Origin of the sequence: Dietzia cercidiphylli (assembly GCF_039531545.1) — a bacterium.
Lineage (GTDB): Bacteria > Actinomycetota > Actinomycetes > Mycobacteriales > Mycobacteriaceae > Dietzia > Dietzia natronolimnaea.
Genome location: NZ_BAAAQG010000012.1, coordinates 125,948 through 145,517, shown reverse-complemented (window position 1 = coordinate 145,517; position 19,570 = coordinate 125,948). Strand labels below are relative to the sequence as shown.

The window sequence follows — 19,570 nt, the reverse complement described above, 5'->3', positions numbered from 1 at the left end:
GAGAACGGAAAGGGCCCGACCATGGATGTCATCGAGGATCACCCCGACGACCTGAGTTCCGACGAGGTGGGTCCCGCGGACGCGGTGATCGACGTCGACGTCCTGGCGGAGGCCCTCCGCGGGACGGGGTACATCGTCGACCGTGAGCTGGCGACGGTCGTGCACCTGGCGACGGTCCTCGACAGGCCGCTGCTGCTGGAGGGGCCGGCCGGTGTGGGCAAGACCGAGCTGGCCAAGTCGCTGGCCTCCGCGTTCGGCCGTCGGTTGGTCCGGCTGCAGTGCTACGAGGGGCTCGACGACGCCCGGGCGCTGTACGAGTGGGACTACGCCAAGCAGCTGCTCCACGTCCAGATGCTCCGGGACCGGATCACGGCGGAACTGGCGGTGCACGAGGATCTCGCCGCGGCCTCGGCCGCGCTGGCGGAGATGGAGGTGGGGATCCACGTCGAGGACTTCCTGGTGACCAGGCCGTTGCTCGAGGCGATCACGTCCGAGGACCCGGTGGTCCTGCTCATCGACGAGATCGACCGCACGGAGGAGTCGCTCGAGGCGATGCTGCTCGAGGTGCTCGCGGAGAAGCAGGTGACGATCCCGGAGCTCGGCACCTACCGCGCACGCACGACGCCCTGGGTGGTGCTCACCTCGAACGACACCCGGGAGCTGTCCAGTGCCCTCAAGCGCCGGTGCCTGCACTTCCACGTGGACTTCCCGGACGCCGCGCGGGAGACGGAGATCGTCCGGTCCCGCGCTCCGGAGGTGCCGGAGTCGGTGGCGGCCGACGTGGTGGACAAGGCACGCCGCCTGCGCGAGCTGCCCCTGCGCAAGGCCCCGTCGATCTCCGAGGTGGTGGACGCGGCGCGCGCCGCGTCGGTGTGGGGTGGAGACGGCCCGGAGCTCGGCTGGGTCCTGTCCGCCGCTCTCCTGAAGTACCGGTCCGACGACGATGTCGCCCGTGGCGTTCTCGGCGCTGGGGCGGCCCCGGGCGAGGAGCCGGCGGGTGGCGGTCGGGACATGCGGGCGGCCGCCGACGTGACCGGGGCGTCGACCTCCGCCGCGTTCGGGGCCGGCCGGGCCCGCAGCGTGGCCGGGCGCGGGACCGGACGACGATGACGGCCGGGGACAGGTCCCACGTCTCGCCCCCGCAGGTGCTCGACATCGTCTCCGTGGCGTTCGGGCGGCTGCTCAGGGAACGCGGGGTGGCGGTCTCCCCGGCCGAGGTGGTGGAACTGCGGACGGTCCTCGCGCTGGTGGGGACCTCCCGGCCCGAGGTCCTTCGGCCGGCGCTCCGTGCGGTGACCGTCAAGTACCAGCGGGAAAATCGGGGCTTCGACGCCGTCTTCGACAGCTTCTTCCTCGGTGTGCGGGCGGCCCGGGTCGAGGACTCCGGAGGGGCCCGGGGCGACGCCCCGCAGGTGGGGGCGCTGCCCGACGAACTGGGACTGGACTCGGACGGGTCCTCGCCGTTCACCCCGTCGGACCTGGACCCGGCCGAGATCGGTGACCTGGTCGAGGGCGACGAGACGGCCCGCCGTGACGAGGACATCCACTACGACGACTCCGACTTCTCGACCGCGACGGGCGAGGAGGAGTTCGCGGTCGAGGCGGGCGCGGAGCGGTGGCAGTCCTCGGTCACCTACGAGATCGAGGTGGATCGCGCGTCGTCGGACCGGGTGGGGGAGATGGGGTCCTCCGCCATCTCGGTCTCCAGTGGCGAGTCGTTGGACTGGGCGGACGCGCTCGACGTCCTGCGGACCCTCGACGGGTACGACGCCCGACAGGTGTACGCGGTGCACGCCGACGAGGGCGGGCCCCCGGCGGGCGAGCAGGTGGGGATGTTCGTCGACGCGGTCGTGGAATTCCTGAGGAACCTCGCGGAGGACGTCACCGACGGTCGTGTCGACGACGACGAGGTCAACGGGGGCCCGGAGGCGCCCGACAGCGGGGACCTCGAGCGCGCGTCTCACGAGGTGATGCGCCGGATCCGGGGCGCCCCCCGGCGGCGCTCCCGGCCGTTCGCCCGCGGGCTGCTCGATTCGCGCTCCACCCTGCGACGGGCCTGGGCGACGGACGGCGAGGCGTTCACCATCATGAACCGGACCCGTGTCCCCGGGCCGCTCAAGCTCCTGATCCTCGTCGACGTGTCGCTCTCGGTCCGTCCCGTCACCGGATTCGTGCTGCGGCTGGCCCAGAGCCTGCACCGGAAGGTCAACAGGTGCTCCGTGGTCGCCTTCGTCGACCGACCCGTCGACGTGACCGACCACCTCCTGTCGTCGTCGGGTCCGGACGCGTTGGCGACCGTGCTGGCCGCACCCGGTCTGGACCTCGAGGCCAGCAGTGACTACGGGCGGATGTTCGCCGAGCTGCTCGACCGCCACGGCGACCTGATCGACGCCCGGACCTCGGTCCTCGTCGTGGGTGACGGGCGGAGCAACGGCCTGGATCCGCGGGAGGACCTGGTCGGACGGATCAGCAGGCGGGCCCACCGGATGGCGTGGATCACCCCGGAGGCCCGGAGGTACTGGAACCGGCCCACGTGTGGGCTGAGCGTGTACGCCCGGTACCTGGACGGGGTGGTGACCGCGCGCGACCCCGCGGAACTGTCCGAACGGGCAGGTCTGCTGGGAAGCTCGCTCGCCTGACATGACCCGGGCCTATCGTGTGGGCATGTCGTCGGAAGGCCGGGTGGCCAAGTTCCACGCGCCGGAGATCCTCTTCGGCTTCGGTGCCCTGCCCGAGGCCGCGACCGCCGCCATGGGACTGGGCGCACGGCGTCCCCTCGTCGTCACCGATCCGTGGCTCGAACTCACCCCGTGGCCGGGCACGGTCGTCGACGGGCTGAGGGCGCGGGGTGCGGAGCCGGTCGTGTGGTCCGATGTCCGGCCGAACCCGCGGGCGTCCCAGATCCTCTCCGGCGCGAGGACCTACCACTCCTCGGGGTGCGACGTCATCGTGGCGGTGGGCGGCGGCTCGGTGATCGACGCCGCCAAGGGGGTGGCGCTCGTCGTCTCCAACGGAGGGCACGTCCTCGAGTACGAGGGGGTCGACCGGATCCGGTTGCCGCTGCCCCCGGTGGTGGCCGTGCCGACGACGGCCGGCAGTGGTGCCGACGTCTCCCAGTTCTGCGTGGTCAACGACTCGGACCGGCGGACCAAGGTGACCATCGTCAGCCGCTCTCTGGTGCCGGACGTGACGGTCATCGACCCGGCCACCCACGCCACCGTCCCCGAGGACGTGCGGGCGGCCACGGCGATCGACGTGCTCTCCCACGGGGTGGAGGCGTACTTCTCGCGCGCGGCGGGTCCGTTGACGGACTCCCACGCCCTGCGGTCCGTCGAGCTGTGCACGCGGTCGCTCGACAGGCTCGGGGGCGGCGAGAGGCACGGCGACGGGCAACTGGAGGACATGGCGCTCGCGTCGCTCGAGGCGGGGATGGCGTTCAGCAACGCCGTCCTGGGGGCGGTCCACGCGATGAGCCACCCGGTGGGCGGTCGGTACGACTCCTCGCACGGCCAGATCAACGGGGTCCTGCTGTCCCATGTCGTCCGGCACAACGGGATGGTCATGCGCGCGGACCGCATGGCGGACCTGGCGCGCGCCGCCGGGGTGGCCGTCGGCTCCCGGGGCGGCCAGGTGACGGACCGGGTCGCGGACCGCTTCCGGGACCTCGCGGAGGCCGTCGGGATCCCGGCGGGGCTCGCTCAGCTGGGGGTCCGTGCCGAGGACATCCCCACGTTGGCCGCGCACGCGCTCGACGATCTGTGCATGGCCACGAACCCGCGTCCCGTCACCCTCGAGGACGTCGAACGACTGTACCGGGAGGCGTCATGACCGAGGGGCCCACGGATCTGGACTCCCTCCTGGGCCTGCGGTCGGTCAAGAGGAGCTTCTTCGATCAGTACCGGGCGGCGGAGTCGAGGCTGCGCCGCTCCATGCACGCGCTCGATCGGGTCTCCGGTGCGCTGGTGCGGACCGCCGAGGGGCCCGAGGAGCTGATGCTGTCGGTCCTCCGGGTCGCCTACGACCAGCTCGACGCCGAGTGGGCGCTGGTCGCCCTCCGGGACGGTCAGCTCCCGTCCGTCGAGCCACGGCACGTCATCGTGGACCCCGAGGGGCGGTTCGTCGCGTTCGAGGGCCGGGATCTGGCGCCGGTCCCGGAGGGGCTGCCCACTGATGTGGTCAATGTCCTCCTCGCGGTCCTTCGCGGCGGCAGGTCCTCCGAGGTCGCGGACGCCGGAGGCCCCGACGCGGTGACCGTGCCGCTGATACTGCACGGCGGGGTGATCGGGGGACTGGCGTCCTGGCGCCACCCCGGGCGGCCGGCCGAGGACATCGACACGGTGGTCCTGCGGATTCTCGCCGCGCAGGCGGCCGTGGCACTGCACAACTCCGTCCTTTTCCGGGACCAGGAGACGTTGCTCGCGCGGGCGGAGGAGGCGTACGAGGAGGCCCGGGGGCACGTGGTGGAGCTGTCCCGGCGGAACTCCGAACTGGAATTGGCCCATCGGGAACTCGACGCCGCACACCGCCAGCGGATCCTCGACGTGGAACGGTCGCGGATGGCCCGGGAACTCCACGACAGCGTCTCCCAGCTGGTCCTCGGCGCGGGGATGCACCTGCAACTCGGACTCGACGCGGTGGGGCGGGTCGACCGGCAGCGGCCGCTGCTGGAGAAGGCGGTGCACCTGACCGACCAGGCCGTCGACCAGCTCCGGTCCGTGATCTACGCCCTGCGCACGATCGACGACGGGGACGGGCGGTTGAGCCGCCTGATCGAGGACCTGTGCCGCCTCCACGTCCCGTCGAGCATGACCACCGAGGTCCGGGTGCTCGGCGACGAGGTCCCGACGACCCCCGGGATCGAGCACGAGCTGCTCCGGATCGCCGGTGAGGCGCTCGCGAACTCCGCGCGGCATTCGCGGGGGCACGGCGTGGTGGTGACCCTGGACTTCGGTGACGAGGCCGTGGTGCTGACCGTGGAGGACGACGGCGTGGGACGGCCGGAGGACCTGCGGGCCATGCTCGAGGGCGAGCGGACCGGTTCCCCCGCGGAGCGCCAGGGCCTGGTCAACATGAGGGAGAGGGCCGAGCTGGTGGGGGGAGAACTGGGCATCGTGCAGTCCGACCTGGGTGGGGTGGCGATCACTGTGGTGGCGCCCCGCGTCGACGGACTCGACCGGCGGCCGGCCCGATGACCCCGGGTCCGACGACCCCCGGGCCGAGGACCCCGCCTGGGACCGGCCCCACGACCCCACCGTCGACGATCCGCACCGTCCTGGTGGACGACCACGCCGTCCTGCGAGAGGGATTGCGACTGATGCTGGAGCGGGAGCCCGACCTCGAGGTGGTCGGTGAGGCGTCGACCGCGGACGCTGCGCTTGAGGTCATCCGCTCGACCCGCCCGGACGTCGCGGTGATCGACCTCAAACTCGGGAGCGGCTCCGAGCTCGACGGGTTGCGGGTCTGTGCGGCGGTCCGCGACCTGTTCCCCGACGTGGCCCCCCTGGTGCTCACGACCTTCCTCGACAAGGCGATCGTCGTGCGGGCGGTCCGGGCGGGGGCCCGGGGATACGTGGTCAAGAACGTGGACGTGACCGAGCTGGTGACCGCCGTCCGGTCGGTCTCGGCGGGGCAGAGCGCCTTCGACGCCCGCACCGCGTCCATGGTGCTCGACGCGCTCAAGGGCGTGGGCTCGGCGTCCGAGGCCCTGTCGGCCCGGGAGATCGAGGTCCTGAAATTGCTGGCGGAGGGGATGTCCAACAAGGAGATCGGTCAGGCGCTGTTCATCTCGGCCACGACCGCCAAGTTCCACATCAGCAACATCCTGCGCAAGCTCAAGGTCTCACGGCGGGCCGAGGCGGTGTACGTGGCCAGTCAGCAGGGCCTGCTCTGACCGCCCCCGCCCCGCCCGTCGCCGCCGCCCCGCCCCGCCACCGACCGGGCAGCCCAACGAGAAGAGCGTTCCGCGCACCCTCTTCTCGGCAAACGTGTGCGGAACGCTCTTGGCGACGGGGCGACGGGGCGACGGGGCGACGGGGCGACGGGGCGACGGGGCGACGGGGCGACGGGGCGACGGGGCGACGGGGCGACGGGGCGCGTCACTTGTCGACCACGAGCCACCCGCCGTGGTGCTGGTCGACCCGGGTCCGCACACCGGAGGCCCGGCCGTCACCGACAGCCGCGATCCGGGCGGCGAGTGCCGTCAGCGTGGGGACGTCGAAGGTCCGGACATGGCCGTACTGCGCCACGGCGACGGCCTCGAAGGGCACGGCGATCACCAGGCGTCTCCGCGCCAGACGGAGTGCGTCGCGGACCATGTCCCAGCCGGCGTCCTCGTCCAGATGCTCGAGGACGTGGACGAGGTAGACGGTGTCCGCGGCGGCCGGGGCCAGTGGGGTCGTCCGGGCGTCGAGGCAGACGGGCGTGGGCCGGGCGGCGCCGACGGGTGCGCAGGTCCGGAGCAACCCGAGGACGGAGGGGTCGAGGTCCACGGCGATGGTCCTGACACCCTCGCGGGCGAGCCGCAGGGACAGGAACCCGAAGCAACACCCGATCTCCACCGCGGAGTCGCCGACCATCTCCGCCACCGCCCGGTCGTGCACCGGGGAGAACGGGCAGACGCCGCTGGCCAGTGCCGAGATCGACGACCGGTAGTAGGCGGACCAGCACTCCTCCCAGCTCGCGTCCCGGCAGGTCACGAGCGCGGTCACGGCCCGGTGGAACTCGTCGACGGTGTGCAGGACCCCGGTGGCGAGCAGGTCGCGGGCCATGGCCGGGATCAGCGCCTCGCTGACTTCGTCGTCGTCGAGGTCGTGCCCGATCCGCACCCGACGGTCGTCGGCGATCACGGTGAACGCCCCGAAGCGCCGGCCCGGTCCGCCCCGGATCGCCGAGATCGTCCGGCTCGTCCCGCGGGTCGCTGTGGTCTCCATGGGGGCAGACGGTAGGGCGAGCGGGAGGTCCGCGGCGAGAGGATTCAGTGGATTCCGGCAGGTCGAACGGGTCCGGCCCTGCCCGGTCGGGCAGTGGCCGCACGCGATCGGCTCGGGCCGGCCCGCGTGCAACGTTGCTGCAACCCCGCCGCGCATAGTGTCCTACATCACAGCGACGACCACGGGGGTCGCGCGGAGGAGAAGGAGGGGCACGATGCCCGTTTTCGCACAGCCCGGCGCCGATGGTTCGGTGATGTCCTACAAGAGCCGCTACGACCATTTCATCGGCGGCGAGTGGGTGGCACCCGTCAAGGGCGAGTACTTCGAGAACGTCACCCCGATCACCGGCCAGGTCTTCTGCGAGGTCGGCCGCGGCACGTCCGAGGACATCGAGGCGGCCCTGGACGCCGCGTGGGCCGCCGCCCCCGGGTGGAACGCCACCTCCGCCGCGGAGCGCTCGCTGGTCCTGCTCCGGATCGCCGACCGGATGGAGGAGAACCTCGAGGCCATCGCGCTGGCCGAGTCGTGGGACAACGGCAAGCCGATCCGCGAGTGCCTGGCCGCCGACATCCCGCTGGCGATCGATCACTTCCGCTACTTCGCCGGCTGCATCCGCGCCCAGGAGGGCGGGATCTCGCAGATCGACGAGGACACGGTGGCGTACCACTTCCACGAGCCGCTCGGCGTGGTCGGACAGATCATCCCGTGGAACTTCCCGGTCCTCATGGCGGTGTGGAAGCTCGCCCCGGCCCTGGCCGCGGGTAACTGCGTGGTGCTCAAGCCCGCCGAGCAGACCCCGGCGTCGATCCTGTTCCTCATGTCCGTGATCGGCGACCTGCTCCCGCCCGGCGTCGTGAACGTGGTCAACGGATTCGGCACCGAGGCCGGCAAGCCGCTGGCCTCCAACCCCCGCATCCGCAAGGTCGCCTTCACCGGTGAGACCACCACCGGACGCCTGATCATGCAGTACGCCTCGGAGAACCTCATCCCGGTGACCCTCGAGTTGGGCGGCAAGAGCCCCAACATCTTCTTCGAGGACGTCATGGACGCCGACGACGACTTCCGTCAGGCCGCGCTCGAGGGCTTCGCGATGTTCGGCCTCAACCAGGGCGAGGTGTGCACGTGCCCGTCACGCGCGCTCGTGCAGAGGTCGGTCTTCGACGAGTTCAGCGAGCTCGCGATCGAGCGCACCAACAAGATCACGCAGGGCAATCCGCTCGACACCGACACGATGCTCGGCGCGCAGGCCTCCAATGACCAGTTGGAGAAGATCCTGTCCTACATCGACATCGGCAAGCAGGAGGGCGCGGACGTCCTCACCGGCGGCGGACGAGCGGAGCTCGAGGGCGATCTCGCGGGCGGCTTCTACGTGCAGCCGACCGTCTTCCGCGGCCACAACAAGATGCGGCTGTTCCAGGAGGAGATCTTCGGGCCCGTGCTCTCCCTGAGCTCGTTCACCGACTTCGACGACGCCATGATGATCGCCAACGACACGCTCTACGGCCTGGGCGCCGGCGTGTGGTCGCGCAACGGCACCACCGCCTACCGGGCCGGTCGCACCATCCAGGCCGGCCGGGTGTGGACCAACACCTACCACCAGTACCCGGCCCACGCGGCGTTCGGCGGCTACAAGCAGTCCGGCATCGGGCGCGAGAACCACCGCATGATGCTCGACCACTACCAGCAGACCAAGTGCCTGCTGGTGAGCTACTCGGGCAAGCCGCAGGGCTTCTTCTGAGCCGCGGCGGATCAGAAGAGGAGGGACCGGTCATGGACGACGTCTGCGGGCTCCCCTCGGGCGGGAGCGTGCCCATAGCGGCGCGCGCCCTCCCGCCGGAGGGGGCGCCGCCCGGTCTCCCGCCGCGTGTCGTGGTCACCGAGCCGGCTGCCGAACTCATCCGTGAGCTCGTCGGCCGGCACGGCCCGGTGATGTTCCACCAGTCGGGCGGGTGCTGCGACGGGTCGGCCCCCATGTGTTACCCCGACGGTGAGTTCCGCGTGGGACAGCGCGATGTGCTGGTGGGGGAGCTCGACCTCGGCGCGGACGGTCCGTCCGGGACCGACCGGTCCGAACCTCCGGGCGACGACGACGAGGCGCGCACGCCATCCTCGTCGTCGTCGACCCGGGTGCGCGTGTGGATCTCGGGCACACAGTTCGAGACGTGGAAGCACACGCAGTTGGTGCTGGACGCCATCCCGGGCCGGGGCTCGGGGTTCAGTCTCGAGAACCCGACCGGCAGGCGGTTCCTGTCGCGGGCCCGGATGTTCGACGCGGCCGAGCAGGAGGCGTTGGCGGCGTTCCCGCCGCGCACGGGGGCGGACCTGGAGGACTAGGAGACTGCTGAACAAGCTGTGATCTTGGCCGCGAGAGCGGTGGGCGGGGTGGGGGCATGGCGGTGTGGCTTTTTCGCGGCTGCGGGGGCTGAGGTATCTGGTCCGGAGATGGGATCTGGCCGGTGGCCGCGGGTCGTGTTCGGCGGTCTGCCGCGGCGGGAGTCCTCGCCCGGGCGGGCTGGTCAGGCCAGGGCCCAGGTCCCGTTCTGGTTGGTCAGGCCCATCGAGAGCAGTCGGCGCAGGTTGAGGGCGGCAACGCGGTGGTGGAGCCAGTTGTTGTTCTTGTCGACCCCGCGGTACGGCACGCGGCGAGCGCCTCGGGTCAGCCAGGCGATCGAGCGTTCCACCATCGGTCGGTGCTGGCGATAGACGGTTTGGAAGTCCTCGCCGCTGGCGCGTTGGCGGTGCTGGCGTTGCAGCAGGTGGTGCTCACCGAGTTCTACTTTGCGGCCGGCGGCTGAGGTGGTGCATCGCTGGCGCAGGGGGCAACCACGACACGCCACGCCGAACGTGGCGTTGCCCTTCGCCGAGAGCCGTCGCGTGATGTTGCCGGGACAGGTCAGCGTGCCCGCCGCCGCATCGAAAGTGAAGTCATCGAGGGTGAACCCGCCCTCGACCGCGGGCCGTAGCGGCCACGGCTTAACCAGGGGCAGCCATCCTTTACCGGCGAGGGTGCCCAGCATGTCGCCGCTGGCATAGGCGGAATCGCCGAGCACCTCGATCTGCTCGCCGGCGCCGATGGTGGGATCGGCGGTGACCAGCCCCGCACCGACCGCAGCATCCGAGTTGGCCGGGCCGTTCGTCTTGGTCAGCGAGCACATCGTGGTCAGGCCGGTGTCGGGTTCGACCACGATGTGGGCCTTGAACCCGTCCTGGCGGCGTTGTCGGGTCTTGTGGGCGTGCCGGGCATCGGGGTCCACGGTGGAGATCACCCGATCCGGTGCGGTGCGGCGGGCGATACGCCACCGCCCGTCAGTGCCATCAGAACCGTCGGCCGGCTCGACGTCCTGGCCGGCCACCAACGCCAACAGCGCCACCGCCTCGGCCGGTCTGCCGCCGGCGGCGGTGATCGCCTGGGCATCCAGAGCCTCAAGCAGTGCCAGAGCATCGCCCACCAGGGCGGAAACGAGCTCGTCCCGGGCAGCCTGGTCATCCCAGGCGATGCGGGGCTTACCGGGCGCGGTGTAGTCCTGCCCGCACAGCGCCGCCAGCCGGGTGCACTCGGTGGAGATAAACTCTCTCGCCCCGGGCACCTCGCGGCCCACCCGGCGGATCTGCGCGATGAGCTGGGCGATCGTGTCCTGACGGGCCACCGCGTCATCCAGGACCGTCGAGTCCAGGGCGCGGCGGGTCTTGGTCTTGACCGCACCGGTCTCGGCGATGACCTGGCGTACCACCTCGAAGATCCGCTGCGGTCGGTCACTGGCGGCCAGCCGGCGCCGCCAATACGTCAACGTCGAGGAGTCGAAACCCTTCGCATCGACCGCGTACCCGCACGCGGCTTTCCACCGCAGGTCGAATGTCAACGCATCGACCGCCTCCCGATCGGAGTGCCCGAACAAGGCTTGCAGCACGATCACCGAGGCGATCACCTCACCCGGGATCGAGGGCCGGCCCCGGCCAGAGGGAAACAGGTCGGCGAACAACTCGCCCGGGAACAGGCGGTCACGATGCTCGGCCAGCAACGCGAACACACTGCCGGGCTCGAGCAGATGCCCCGCCACCGACTCCACATCCAACAGTTCCCGCTGCCGATCCGACTCACCCTGCATGAGACACATCATTTCAATGCCACCCCAACCCCGCGGGCCGGACACGCACTTTGTTCAGCAGTCTCCTAGGCGCGGCGGAAGCCGGTCCTGGTGCCGCAGTTGGTGATTCGCGCAGATGAGATGGGGTCCGGCGGTAGCATCGGGACATGGATACCGACCGTCCGGCACCCGTTGATCCCCTCGACGCCGAGGTCGAGTTCCTCACGCCCGGGCTGCGCTCGGATCTGCTCGAGCGGTGGAACGAACCGCGGCGTCGCTACCACAACGAGACGCACCTGCGCGCGGTGCTGCGTGCGGTCGACGCCCTGGAGTCGGACGGCGAGGCGTTCGACGGGACCGCCGTCCGGCTGGCCGCGTGGTTCCACACCGCGGTGTTCGACCCCACGGAGTCGGAGAACAACGACAAGTCGGCGGCGTTCACCGAGAAGGCTCTCGACCCGGCCGCCCCCGTCGGCGAGGTGGCGCGCCTCGTGCGGCTCATGGGCGGGCACCGGGTCGAGGCCGGGGACCTCAACGGCGCGGTCCTGTCCGATGCCGATCTCGCGGTCCTGGGGGCCGACCCGGAGACGTACGACACCTACACGCAGGACGTCCGCCACGAGTTCGCGCACGTGCCGGGCGAGCGGTTCGTGGCCGGGCGGATCGCGTCGCTGGAGGCGCTACTCGAGCGGAGATCGGTCTTCCTCACGCGGGCCGGCCGCGACGCGTGGGAGAAGCAGGCGCACGCCAACCTCAACCGCGAACTCGGACTGCTCAGGGCCGGCGCGTCGGCGTAGTCGCCGGTCCCCGCGCCCCCGCCGGGCCCCCGCCGGGCCCCGCCCGCAGCCGTCGGGAAGAGCGTTCCGCACACATCGGCCGAGTAGATCTGCGCGGAACGCTCTTTTCGATGGCGGGGCGGGGCGGGGCGGGGAGCAACAGGGGCGGGCAGGAGTGGGCAGGGGTGTGGTCAGAGCCCGGGGGGCGTGTAGGCGGCGGTGTGCTCGGCCGCGCCGCTCGCGGTCATGAGGTCGGCGATCCGGCGGATGTCGGCCGGGCCGGGCAGTCCCCACCCGGGTCGGTATCCGTAGATCTCCGCGAGCGTCGTCGAGTCCCGGGTGCCGTTGGCCAACTCCACGTCCTCGGGCCCGATCAGTGACGGGTGGGGCACGCCGACGGCGCCGGAGATCTTGACGAGATCGCGTCGCAGCGACCGGATGTAGGCCGCGCACCGCACGGCCTTGTTCGTGGGGTCCACTCCTCGGACCAGCCACGGGTTCTGGGTGGCCACCCCGGTGGGGCAGCGGTCGGTGTGGCACTTCTGGGCCTGGATGCAGCCGATGGAGAGCATGGCCTCGCGGCCGACGGCGATCATGTCCACACCGAGCGCGAACGCGACCGCCGCGTTCTCGGGGATGCCCAGCTTGCCGGAGCCCACGAACACCACGTCGTCGGTCAGTCCGGCCTCGGCGAAGACCCGGTAGACGCGGGAGAATCCCAACCGGAACGGCAGTGACACCGCGTCGGTGAAGACGAGCGGGGCGGCGCCGGTGCCACCCTCGCCACCGTCGATGGTGATGAAGTCGACGCCTCGCTGCCGCGGGATCATCGCGGCGGCCAGCTGCTCCCAGAAGTCCAGCTCGCCGACCGCGGATTTGATGCCCACCGGCAGGCCGGTGCGCTCGGCGATCTCCTCCACCAGGTCGAGCATGGAGTCCACGTCGTGGAAGGCGGTGTGCCGGGACGGGCTCGCACACTCGCGGTCGGTGGGGATGCCGCGGATCCGCCCGATCTCCGCCGTGACCTTGGCCGCGGGCAGCAGGCCGCCCAGTCCGGGTTTGGCGCCCTGGCTGAGCTTGATCTCGATCGCCCGGATCGGGTGCTTCTCGGTGAGGGCCACCAGAGCGTCGATGTCGAATCGGCCTTCGGCGTCGCGGACCCCGAAGTAGGCGGTGCCGATCTGGAAGACCAGGTCACCGCCCTTCTGGTGGTACGGGCTCAGCCCGCCCTCGCCCGTGTTGTGCAGAGCGCCCGCGAGAGCGGCGCCGCGGTTGAGGGCCTCGACAGCAGGTGCCGACAGCGCGCCGTAGCTCATCCCCGAGATCGACACCAGGGACTCGGGGCGGAACGCGCGGGCCCGGCCGCGGGCGGCGCCGAGGACCTTGGCCGGTGGGAGTTGGATCTGCTCGGCGGAGTGCGCGTGGGCCGACACCGTCACCCCGGCGAACGTGCGCGGCTTGACGATCGGGTAACCCTCGAGGAACTCGATGTTGTTGTCCGTGCCGAACCCGAACGTGGTGGCCCGTCCCTCCGCCGACTCCTGGATCCAGGCACGTTGGTCCCGGGTGAACGGCCGCTCCTCGTTGTTGCCCGCCACGATGTACTGGCGCAGTTCGGGACCGATGGAGCTCAGGGCCATCCGCGCGTGCCCCAGGACGGGGAAGGTCCGCAGGATCGGGTACCTGGTCTGTCTCAGGTCCGAGGCCGCGACGGCGGCCAGGGCGGCGACGGGGGCGCCGAGGAGCCACTTGCGCATGTCGACCTCCGGGGTCTGTCGGTGTCCCCATCATGGACCACCCGTCACCCGGCGTGCCCGGGACCGCCGCGCGGTGGGAGTACGTCTACAGTGGCCGGACCGTCGCGGGATACCGGAAGGGCGCGACGCGCCCGCCCGGACCGGACACGCGAGAGGACCATATAGATGACCGACCCAGTGCAGGATGACGGCCCGCAACCGCTTCCCCCTCCACCCTCGGCCGGATCGGGCTACTCCACCTCCCGCACGGTGCGAACGGGCGAGGTCGATCCCCTGCGCCGGCTGCGGTTGGACAGCATCGCCCGGTACCTCCAGGACGTGGCGGGCGACGATCTCGAGGCCACCGGTCACGCGCGGACCGACCCGTACTGGATCGTCCGGCGGACCGTGATCGACGTGATCGAGCCGATCTGCTGGCCGGCCACCGTCCACCTCCAGCGCTGGTGCTCCGGACTGTCCACGCGGTGGGCGAACATGCGGGTGCGACTGACGGCGGAGCACCGGGACGGCCCCGACGACGACGGGCCGCGACCCGACGGACTGGTGGAGACCGAGGCGTTCTGGATCAACGTCAACGCCCACGGCGTGCCCGCCCGCATCAGCGACGAGGGCTTCGCCACCCTCTCGGCCACCACGGAGACCCACCGCCTGCGGTGGGCCGCCATGACCACGCCCCCGCCCGCCGGGTCCCCCGGACCGGATCAGCCGGAGGACCGACCCCACATCCTCCGCAGCACGGATTTCGACCTGCTCCAGCACGTCAACAACGCCGCCTACCTCGACGCGGTCGAGGACGAACTCGTCGATCACCAGGACCTGCTGAGGCAGCGCCACCGCATCGTGATCGAGTACTCGCACCCCGTGGTCCCGGGGTCGTCCATGACGATCCGGCGTAGGCGGTCCGGACACCGGTTGCAGATGTGGATGACGGTGGACGACCGCGTCGCGGCGACGGTGACCGTCACGGGTCAGCCGGACGACCGGCAGGAGAGCTAGGCGAGCGGACGATCGTCAGGGCAGGATGCGCGAGACGACCTCCGCGGCCACGTCCTCCAACAGCGCGCCCGCGTTGGCCATCGACCTGGCCAGGTCCGGCTCCCGCTCGGTGAGGGCGGCCGCGGCCGCGAACCCGGCCTCCGCCACGCGGTCGGCACCCAGGTCCAGCCGTCCGCACACGGCCACCACCGGCACGGCGTGCGAGCGACACAGCGCCGCCACACCCATGGGGGTCTTGCCGTGCATCGTCTGGTCGTCGAGCCGGCCCTCGCCGGTCACCACCAGGTCGGCGGCGGACACCACGTCCTCGAGGCCGGTGAGGGTGCCCAGGACCTCGAATCCCGGATCCAGGGACGCGTCGAGCAGTTCGCGGGCCGCGAAGCCCACGCCCCCGGCCGCGCCGGAGCCCGGTGCGTCGGGATCCACCTCGAGTCCCTGGCCGCGCAGTACCTCGACCAGGCGGGCCAGTCCCGCCTCGAGGGCCTCGATCTGGTCGGCGGAGGCCCCCTTCTGCGGGCCGTAGACGCGGGCCGCCCCGAGCGGTCCGAGCAGGGGGTTGTCGACGTCGCAGGCGACCAGGATGCGTGAGGCGCGGACCGCGGGGTCGATCCCGTCCAGGTCGACGCGGTCGAGGTTCACCAGCGCGCCGCCGCCGTCGGGGAGTTCGGTGCCGCAGGAGTCGAGGAAGCGGGCGCCCAACGCGGAGAGCATCCCGCTGCCGCCGTCGGTGGAGGCGCTGCCGCCGATGCCGAGGTGGATGTTGCCGCGACCCGAGCGGAGCGCGGCCAGGAGGACCTCGCCCACACCGCGGCTCGAGGACTCGAGGGGCCGCATCCGGCCCCCGGGGAGTCGGAGCAGCCCACAGGCGTCCGCCATCTCCACGAAGGCGGTGTCCGGGTCGATGGCGGCGAACGAGGTCTCGACCGCCTCCCCGGTGGGGCCGGAGGCGGTCACGCGGACCTCACGGGCGCCACCGGCGACCATCACCTCGAGGCTGCCGCCGCCCCCGTCCGCGACCGGCCTGACCACCACATCGGTGTCCGGGTGGGCACGGCGAGCCCCTTCGGCAGCGTGATGGCATGCCTCGATAGCGGTGAGAGAACCCTTGAAGGCCCCGCATGCCACGACGATCGTCACCCCTGCATCATTCCCCATCGTGTCGGCGGACACACGACGGCCCGGGGTCGTGGCTCTGGAGGAGTCACGACCCCGGGCCGTGGAAGTGCATCCGGGGTGAGGGGATGCGCGCGTGTCAGCCCAGCGAACCGGCGGTCAGGCCCGCGTCGACGCCGACCTCCGCGCCGGCCTCGGCGCCGGAGCTCAGACCCGCGAGCGCGCCGCTCAGCGAGCCGGTGTCGGTGTCGGTGCCCTCGTCGGCGGAGCCGGAGACGGAGCCGGTGTCGGTGCCCTCGTCAGCCGAGCCGGAGACGGAACCGGTGTCGGTGCCCTCGTCAGCCGAGCCCGAGACGGAGCCCGTGTCGGTGTCCCCACCGAGCGAGCCGGTGTCCAGCGAGCCGGTGCCCGCGTCGGTGGCCCCGGCCGAGCCGCTGTCAAGGATGTCGCTGCCGGTGTTCGGGGAGACACCGAGGCTGCCGAACTCGACCGAGCCCGGGTTGGACGCCTCGGCGCCGAGGTTCAGGTTGAAGGCGAGGCTGCCCAGGTCGACGGCGAGGTCCGTGCCGAGATCGAGGTCGGCCAGGCTACCGTCCTCACCCGCGATCTCCGTGAGGCTGCCCGTGTCGCCCGCGAGGCCCTCGAGGCTGCCGCCGGGGGCTTCCTGGGCCGCGGCGAGGCCGGGGAACGCGATGGCGGCACCGATGCCGAACGCGCCGACGGCGGCGATCTTGGCGGTGGTGCGGTTGGTGGTCTTCCGGTGGGTGTTCGTCATGTTCTGAACAGCTCCCATCTTCATTGACCCCGATGTCTCTCATCGCGGACACCTCGATCGGAGCGAGGTGCGTCGGCGACCCTACAAGCGAAGTCCGGCGCTGTCAGGGGGGCGAAATGCTGAGTGTTCCTTGAGGTAACACTCCGGTCACCACAGGCGAGGGGGGCGTATCCGGCCGACTCCGCGGGTCGGCCGCGAACCGTGTCATGCCTGCCTAGGCTGGGGTTATGGACACCCCCGCGGATGCCGACCCGGTGACGGACGGAGGGCCGGCCGTCGTCGAGACGCACAGCGCTCTCATCGTGCTCTATGGTGACGAGGCTCACAAAGTGCGCAAGCGCATCGATCTCGGGTTCCTGGACAACACGTCGGTCGGGGCCCGCGCAGAACAGAGCCGCCGGGAGGTCGAGCTCAACAGCCGCCTGGCGCCGGACGTGTACGACGGTGTGCTCGAGGTGCGAGGTCCCGACGGCGAGGTGATCGACCACGTGGTCCGGATGCGCCGACTCCCCGCCGGACGGAGCCTGGACTCGCTGGTGCGGTCGCGGGCCTCGGGGACCGGCCGCTCCGACGATCCCGACCTCCTGGCGGGGGTGCGGGAGGTGGCCCGGCAGCTCGATCACCTCCACGCCGCGAGTCCCCGCTCGGAGGAGATCGACGCGGTGGGCACCGCGGACGCCGTGGCCGGGTTGTGGCGGGAGTCGATCGGCCACCTGCGGCGTCTGAGTGTGGGCGAGGACGCACCGGTGATCGTCGACGACGTGGAGTGGCTCGCGGGGGAGTATCTCCGCGGGAGGGAGCGACTGCTGCGGGCGCGAGTCGATGCGGGCCGGGTGGTCGACGGCCACGGTGACCTGCTCGCGGCGGACATCTATCTGGAGGACGACGGGCCCCGGGTGATCGACTGTCTCGAGTTCGACGACCGGCTCAGGTTCGGGGACGCCATGCTCGACGCCGGGTTCCTGGCGATGGATCTCGACAGGGTGGGGGCGCGGGACCTCGCCGAGGCCTTCCTCGCGGCGTATCGGGACTTCTCGGGGGATGACGCGCCGTCGTCCCTCGTGCACCACTACATCGGGTACCGCGCGCTGGTCCGGTCCAAGGTCACCGCGATCCGCGCCGAGCAGTCCCGGAGCGGTGGGGCGGACGCGCGGCACGCCCTCGAGCTGGCGGACCGGGCCGTCGACGCCCTCCTGCGCGCCCGCGTCCGGTTGGTGCTGGTGGGAGGGGTGTCGGGGTCGGGCAAGTCGACGTTGGCCGCGCCTCTGGCCGAGTCGCTGGGGGCCGAGCTGCTCCGCTCCGATGTGCTCCGCTCCGACGTGGTCACCCCGGATGTCCCTGCGGGCACGGGCGCCGGCGCCGGCGGCGGCGACGACGACGCCGGCGCGCGCCCGGTCGGCGGACGGTACTCGCATGAGGCGGTCTCCGCCGTCTACGCCCGGATGCTCGACCGGGCCGGGGACCTGCTCGCGCTCGGACGCAGTGTGGTCCTGGACGCCACCTGGCTGGACCCCCGCCGCCGCGCCGAGGCCGAGACCGTGGCCGCCGACGCCCACGCCGAGCTCGTGGAGATCTCGTGCACGGCTCCCCACGGGGAACTGGTCCGGCGGATCGAGGAGCGGGGGCGCGCCGGTGCGGACCCTTCGGAGGCGACCGTGGAGGTGCTCGGGAGCCAGCTCGCGGATCTGGCGCCCTGGCCCGACGCGATCGAGGTGGACACCACAGAACTGGATCCCCGCTCCGCCGACGCCGTGCGGGGCTGGGCGGAGCGGAACCTCGGGCCGCTGCCCTGGGCCTGAGCGGCCGGGGGCCTGAGCGGCCGGGGGCCTGAGCGGCCGGGGGCCTACGCGGCCGCGGACCTACGCGCCCGCGGCGGGTCGGTCCCCGGCCCGTGTCCCCGGCGGACGCGGGATGGACCCCACGAACTGCATGGAGCGGTACGGCCAGCCGGCGGGGCCCGCGGCCGAGTCGTGGGTGTTCCACTGGCTCACGACCACGTGCCACTCCTCGGGGGTGGACCCCGGGACCGGGCAGCCGCAGTAGAGCTGGGCGACGCGTGCCGGACCCGCGGCGGGATCTGAGCCGTCGGACTCGTCGCCCCAGGCACAGCCGTGCAGGAGCGTGGTGTGGGTCGTCACCGACCTGTCCAGTAGGTCGGCGCCGATGTGCGGGAAGGTGAGGCAGTCGATCCGGTAGTGCTCGGCGTCGAAGTAGGTGAGGGTCCAGAAGTCCTCGCACCGCCGCAGGTACATCTCGCCGATGCGGCCCGGAAGCACGATTGTCGTGGGATTGCCCCAGTCCCAGGCGCCCTCGCGGTAGCCCCACGTCTGCCACCCGTTGACGCCGGGATCCGCCAGGTGCTCCTGGCGGACCCGCATGAGGATGACCCCCTTGTCCCGCTGGAACCCGGTCGACATGACGTAGACGAATCCGTCCCCGCCTGTCTCCCACGTCCACAGCTGGCGGTGGCCGCCCTCGAGCCGGGGGGAGAACGTGACACCGGTCGGCTCCCAGGTGCTCCCGTCGTCGACCGAGCGGTGGATCTCGGTCCGGGTGACCGTCCCCAGCCCCTCGTTGACCATGACGTGGAGATACATCGTGTCGCCGAGGGTCAGGACGTCGCCGGGGAGGACGGTGGAACAGCCCCGGGCGTGGACGTAGTCGATGAGTTGCCCCGCGTAGTCCGGCGGGCCGGGACCGGCCGCGCCCGTCCACACCAGGCCCCCGCCCGGGGCGGCGTCGTCGGCGAACAGGCCGACGGGGGACCGCCAGTCGGGGTTGCCCGGCCCCGGTCGCTCGTCGGTGGTGGGGGAGCACTCGGCGATCCCCGGGTGGGGGCGCCCCACGTGGGGGGCTCCCATCCCCGCTCCCGCGAAGGTGTCGCCGAACACGGCGAGCAGGCGTCCGGAGGGCGTCCTGGCGGTGATCCCCAGATCGGTCCCCTCCATACCGAACGCGGTGGTGATCCCGGGTCCCGTGAGGTCGCGGAGCTTCCGGGTGCTGGTCGGCGGGGCCGGGGTCGGCGGGCGCGAGTCCGTCATCGCTCCGACGCTACCGTCACGGACGACGGGTGGAGAGCCGATCGTGGACGCATCACAATTCGGTTAATGCACGGGCGGACCGGGATCCGGCACGCGTA

Annotated in this window: 16 protein-coding genes; 10 read left to right on the top strand and 6 right to left on the bottom strand. The window is 71.8% G+C overall.

The features are described 5' to 3' along the window. Positions 1-21: 21 nt before the first annotated feature. The 5 genes from ABD250_RS12960 to ABD250_RS12940 are packed head-to-tail and all read left to right on the top strand — an operon-like array spanning position 22 to position 5,890. A complete protein-coding gene (locus tag ABD250_RS12960; RefSeq protein WP_344392665.1) occupies positions 22-1,110 on the top strand; it encodes a MadB family AAA-type ATPase in 1,089 nt (362 codons plus the stop codon). Beyond that, positions 1,107-2,639 carry a VWA domain-containing protein gene (locus ABD250_RS12955; protein WP_179524178.1) on the top strand — a complete coding sequence of 511 codons (1,533 nt, stop codon included), beginning with the start codon at positions 1,107-1,109 and terminating at the stop codon, positions 2,637-2,639. Before ABD250_RS12960 ends, ABD250_RS12955 begins: the two co-directional genes overlap by 4 nt. 25 nt (positions 2,640-2,664) lie before the next feature. Then, positions 2,665-3,828 carry an iron-containing alcohol dehydrogenase gene (locus ABD250_RS12950; RefSeq protein ID WP_241730857.1) on the top strand — a complete coding sequence of 388 codons (1,164 nt, stop codon included), beginning with the start codon at positions 2,665-2,667 and terminating at the stop codon, positions 3,826-3,828. After that, complete coding sequence (locus ABD250_RS12945) at positions 3,825-5,192, top strand: GAF domain-containing sensor histidine kinase (protein WP_179524180.1); 1,368 nt, start codon at positions 3,825-3,827, stop codon at positions 5,190-5,192. The genes ABD250_RS12950 and ABD250_RS12945 overlap by 4 nt, the downstream gene beginning before the upstream one ends. After that, entirely contained in the window at positions 5,189-5,890 is a 702-nt protein-coding gene (locus tag ABD250_RS12940; protein ID WP_259848063.1) for a MadR family response regulator transcription factor, read from the top strand. The genes ABD250_RS12945 and ABD250_RS12940 overlap by 4 nt, the downstream gene beginning before the upstream one ends. 205 nt (positions 5,891-6,095) lie before the next feature. On the opposite strand, the gene mftM is transcribed toward ABD250_RS12940, so the two are convergent. Beyond that, positions 6,096-6,929: a mycofactocin oligosaccharide methyltransferase MftM gene (mftM, locus tag ABD250_RS12935; protein WP_344392658.1), complete on the bottom strand. Its 834-nt coding sequence runs from the start codon at positions 6,927-6,929 to the stop codon at positions 6,096-6,098. A 214-nt stretch (positions 6,930-7,143) separates the two neighbouring features. Between mftM and exaC the strand changes: the two genes are divergently transcribed. Both exaC and ABD250_RS12925 read left to right on the top strand, forming a co-directional pair. Beyond that, positions 7,144-8,667, top strand: coding sequence for an acetaldehyde dehydrogenase ExaC (exaC, locus tag ABD250_RS12930; protein WP_179524183.1), 1,524 nt, complete (start codon positions 7,144-7,146; stop codon positions 8,665-8,667). A 32-nt stretch (positions 8,668-8,699) separates the two neighbouring features. Continuing rightward, positions 8,700-9,263: a DUF779 domain-containing protein gene (locus tag ABD250_RS12925; protein WP_344392654.1), complete on the top strand. Its 564-nt coding sequence runs from the start codon at positions 8,700-8,702 to the stop codon at positions 9,261-9,263. Positions 9,264-9,445: 182 nt separating this feature from the next. On the opposite strand, the gene ABD250_RS12920 is transcribed toward ABD250_RS12925, so the two are convergent. Next, complete coding sequence (locus ABD250_RS12920; RefSeq protein WP_344392651.1) at positions 9,446-11,035, bottom strand: IS1182 family transposase; 1,590 nt, start codon at positions 11,033-11,035, stop codon at positions 9,446-9,448. A gap of 146 nt (positions 11,036-11,181) precedes the next feature. Here ABD250_RS12920 and ABD250_RS12915 point away from each other — a divergent pair, with 146 nt between their 5' ends. Beyond that, positions 11,182-11,811 (top strand): HD domain-containing protein, encoded by a 630-nt coding sequence (locus ABD250_RS12915; protein WP_179524185.1) that lies wholly within the window; start codon positions 11,182-11,184, stop codon positions 11,809-11,811. A gap of 170 nt (positions 11,812-11,981) precedes the next feature. Here the strand turns inward: ABD250_RS12915 and ABD250_RS12910 are convergent, their stop codons facing one another. Next, entirely contained in the window at positions 11,982-13,547 is a 1,566-nt protein-coding gene (locus ABD250_RS12910; protein ID WP_182659029.1) for an FMN-binding glutamate synthase family protein, read from the bottom strand. 165 nt (positions 13,548-13,712) lie between these two features. Here ABD250_RS12910 and ABD250_RS12905 point away from each other — a divergent pair, with 165 nt between their 5' ends. Continuing rightward, on the top strand, positions 13,713-14,543 hold the full coding sequence (locus ABD250_RS12905; RefSeq protein WP_182659030.1) for an acyl-[acyl-carrier-protein] thioesterase: 831 nt from the start codon (positions 13,713-13,715) through the stop codon (positions 14,541-14,543). Between the two features lie 15 nt (positions 14,544-14,558). On the opposite strand, the gene ABD250_RS12900 is transcribed toward ABD250_RS12905, so the two are convergent. Together ABD250_RS12900 and ABD250_RS12895 are read right to left on the bottom strand one after the other, a co-directional pair. Then, positions 14,559-15,680, bottom strand: a complete 1,122-nt coding sequence (locus ABD250_RS12900) for a glycerate kinase (RefSeq protein WP_182659031.1) — start codon at positions 15,678-15,680, stop codon at positions 14,559-14,561. Between the two features lie 115 nt (positions 15,681-15,795). After that, complete coding sequence (locus ABD250_RS12895) at positions 15,796-16,431, bottom strand: hypothetical protein (RefSeq protein WP_344392646.1); 636 nt, start codon at positions 16,429-16,431, stop codon at positions 15,796-15,798. A 227-nt stretch (positions 16,432-16,658) separates the two neighbouring features. Between ABD250_RS12895 and ABD250_RS12890 the strand changes: the two genes are divergently transcribed. Continuing rightward, entirely contained in the window at positions 16,659-18,230 is a 1,572-nt protein-coding gene (locus ABD250_RS12890; protein ID WP_344392644.1) for a bifunctional aminoglycoside phosphotransferase/ATP-binding protein, read from the top strand. Between the two features lie 60 nt (positions 18,231-18,290). Here ABD250_RS12890 and ABD250_RS12885 read toward each other — a convergent pair whose 3' ends face one another. Next, entirely contained in the window at positions 18,291-19,472 is a 1,182-nt protein-coding gene (locus ABD250_RS12885; RefSeq protein WP_182658832.1) for a DUF4185 domain-containing protein, read from the bottom strand. Between the last annotated feature and the right edge of the window lie 98 nt (positions 19,473-19,570).

What these genes read in the sequence shown, in the direction of transcription:
- ABD250_RS12960 (WP_344392665.1), top strand. Translation starts at nt 22, where the DNA reads ATGGATGTCATCGAGGATCACCCCGACGACCTGAGTTCCGACGAGGTG.
- ABD250_RS12955 (WP_179524178.1), top strand. Translation starts at nt 1,107, where the DNA reads ATGACGGCCGGGGACAGGTCCCACGTCTCGCCCCCGCAGGTGCTCGAC.
- ABD250_RS12950 (WP_241730857.1), top strand. Translation starts at nt 2,665, where the DNA reads ATGTCGTCGGAAGGCCGGGTGGCCAAGTTCCACGCGCCGGAGATCCTC.
- ABD250_RS12945 (WP_179524180.1), top strand. Translation starts at nt 3,825, where the DNA reads ATGACCGAGGGGCCCACGGATCTGGACTCCCTCCTGGGCCTGCGGTCG.
- ABD250_RS12940 (WP_259848063.1), top strand. Translation starts at nt 5,189, where the DNA reads ATGACCCCGGGTCCGACGACCCCCGGGCCGAGGACCCCGCCTGGGACC.
- mftM (WP_344392658.1), bottom strand. Translation starts at nt 6,929, where the DNA reads ATGGAGACCACAGCGACCCGCGGGACGAGCCGGACGATCTCGGCGATC.
- exaC (WP_179524183.1), top strand. Translation starts at nt 7,144, where the DNA reads ATGCCCGTTTTCGCACAGCCCGGCGCCGATGGTTCGGTGATGTCCTAC.
- ABD250_RS12925 (WP_344392654.1), top strand. Translation starts at nt 8,700, where the DNA reads ATGGACGACGTCTGCGGGCTCCCCTCGGGCGGGAGCGTGCCCATAGCG.
- ABD250_RS12920 (WP_344392651.1), bottom strand. Translation starts at nt 11,035, where the DNA reads ATGCAGGGTGAGTCGGATCGGCAGCGGGAACTGTTGGATGTGGAGTCG.
- ABD250_RS12915 (WP_179524185.1), top strand. Translation starts at nt 11,182, where the DNA reads ATGGATACCGACCGTCCGGCACCCGTTGATCCCCTCGACGCCGAGGTC.
- ABD250_RS12910 (WP_182659029.1), bottom strand. Translation starts at nt 13,547, where the DNA reads ATGCGCAAGTGGCTCCTCGGCGCCCCCGTCGCCGCCCTGGCCGCCGTC.
- ABD250_RS12905 (WP_182659030.1), top strand. Translation starts at nt 13,713, where the DNA reads ATGACCGACCCAGTGCAGGATGACGGCCCGCAACCGCTTCCCCCTCCA.
- ABD250_RS12895 (WP_344392646.1), bottom strand. Translation starts at nt 16,431, where the DNA reads ATGACGAACACCCACCGGAAGACCACCAACCGCACCACCGCCAAGATC.
- ABD250_RS12890 (WP_344392644.1), top strand. Translation starts at nt 16,659, where the DNA reads ATGGACACCCCCGCGGATGCCGACCCGGTGACGGACGGAGGGCCGGCC.
- ABD250_RS12885 (WP_182658832.1), bottom strand. Translation starts at nt 19,472, where the DNA reads ATGACGGACTCGCGCCCGCCGACCCCGGCCCCGCCGACCAGCACCCGG.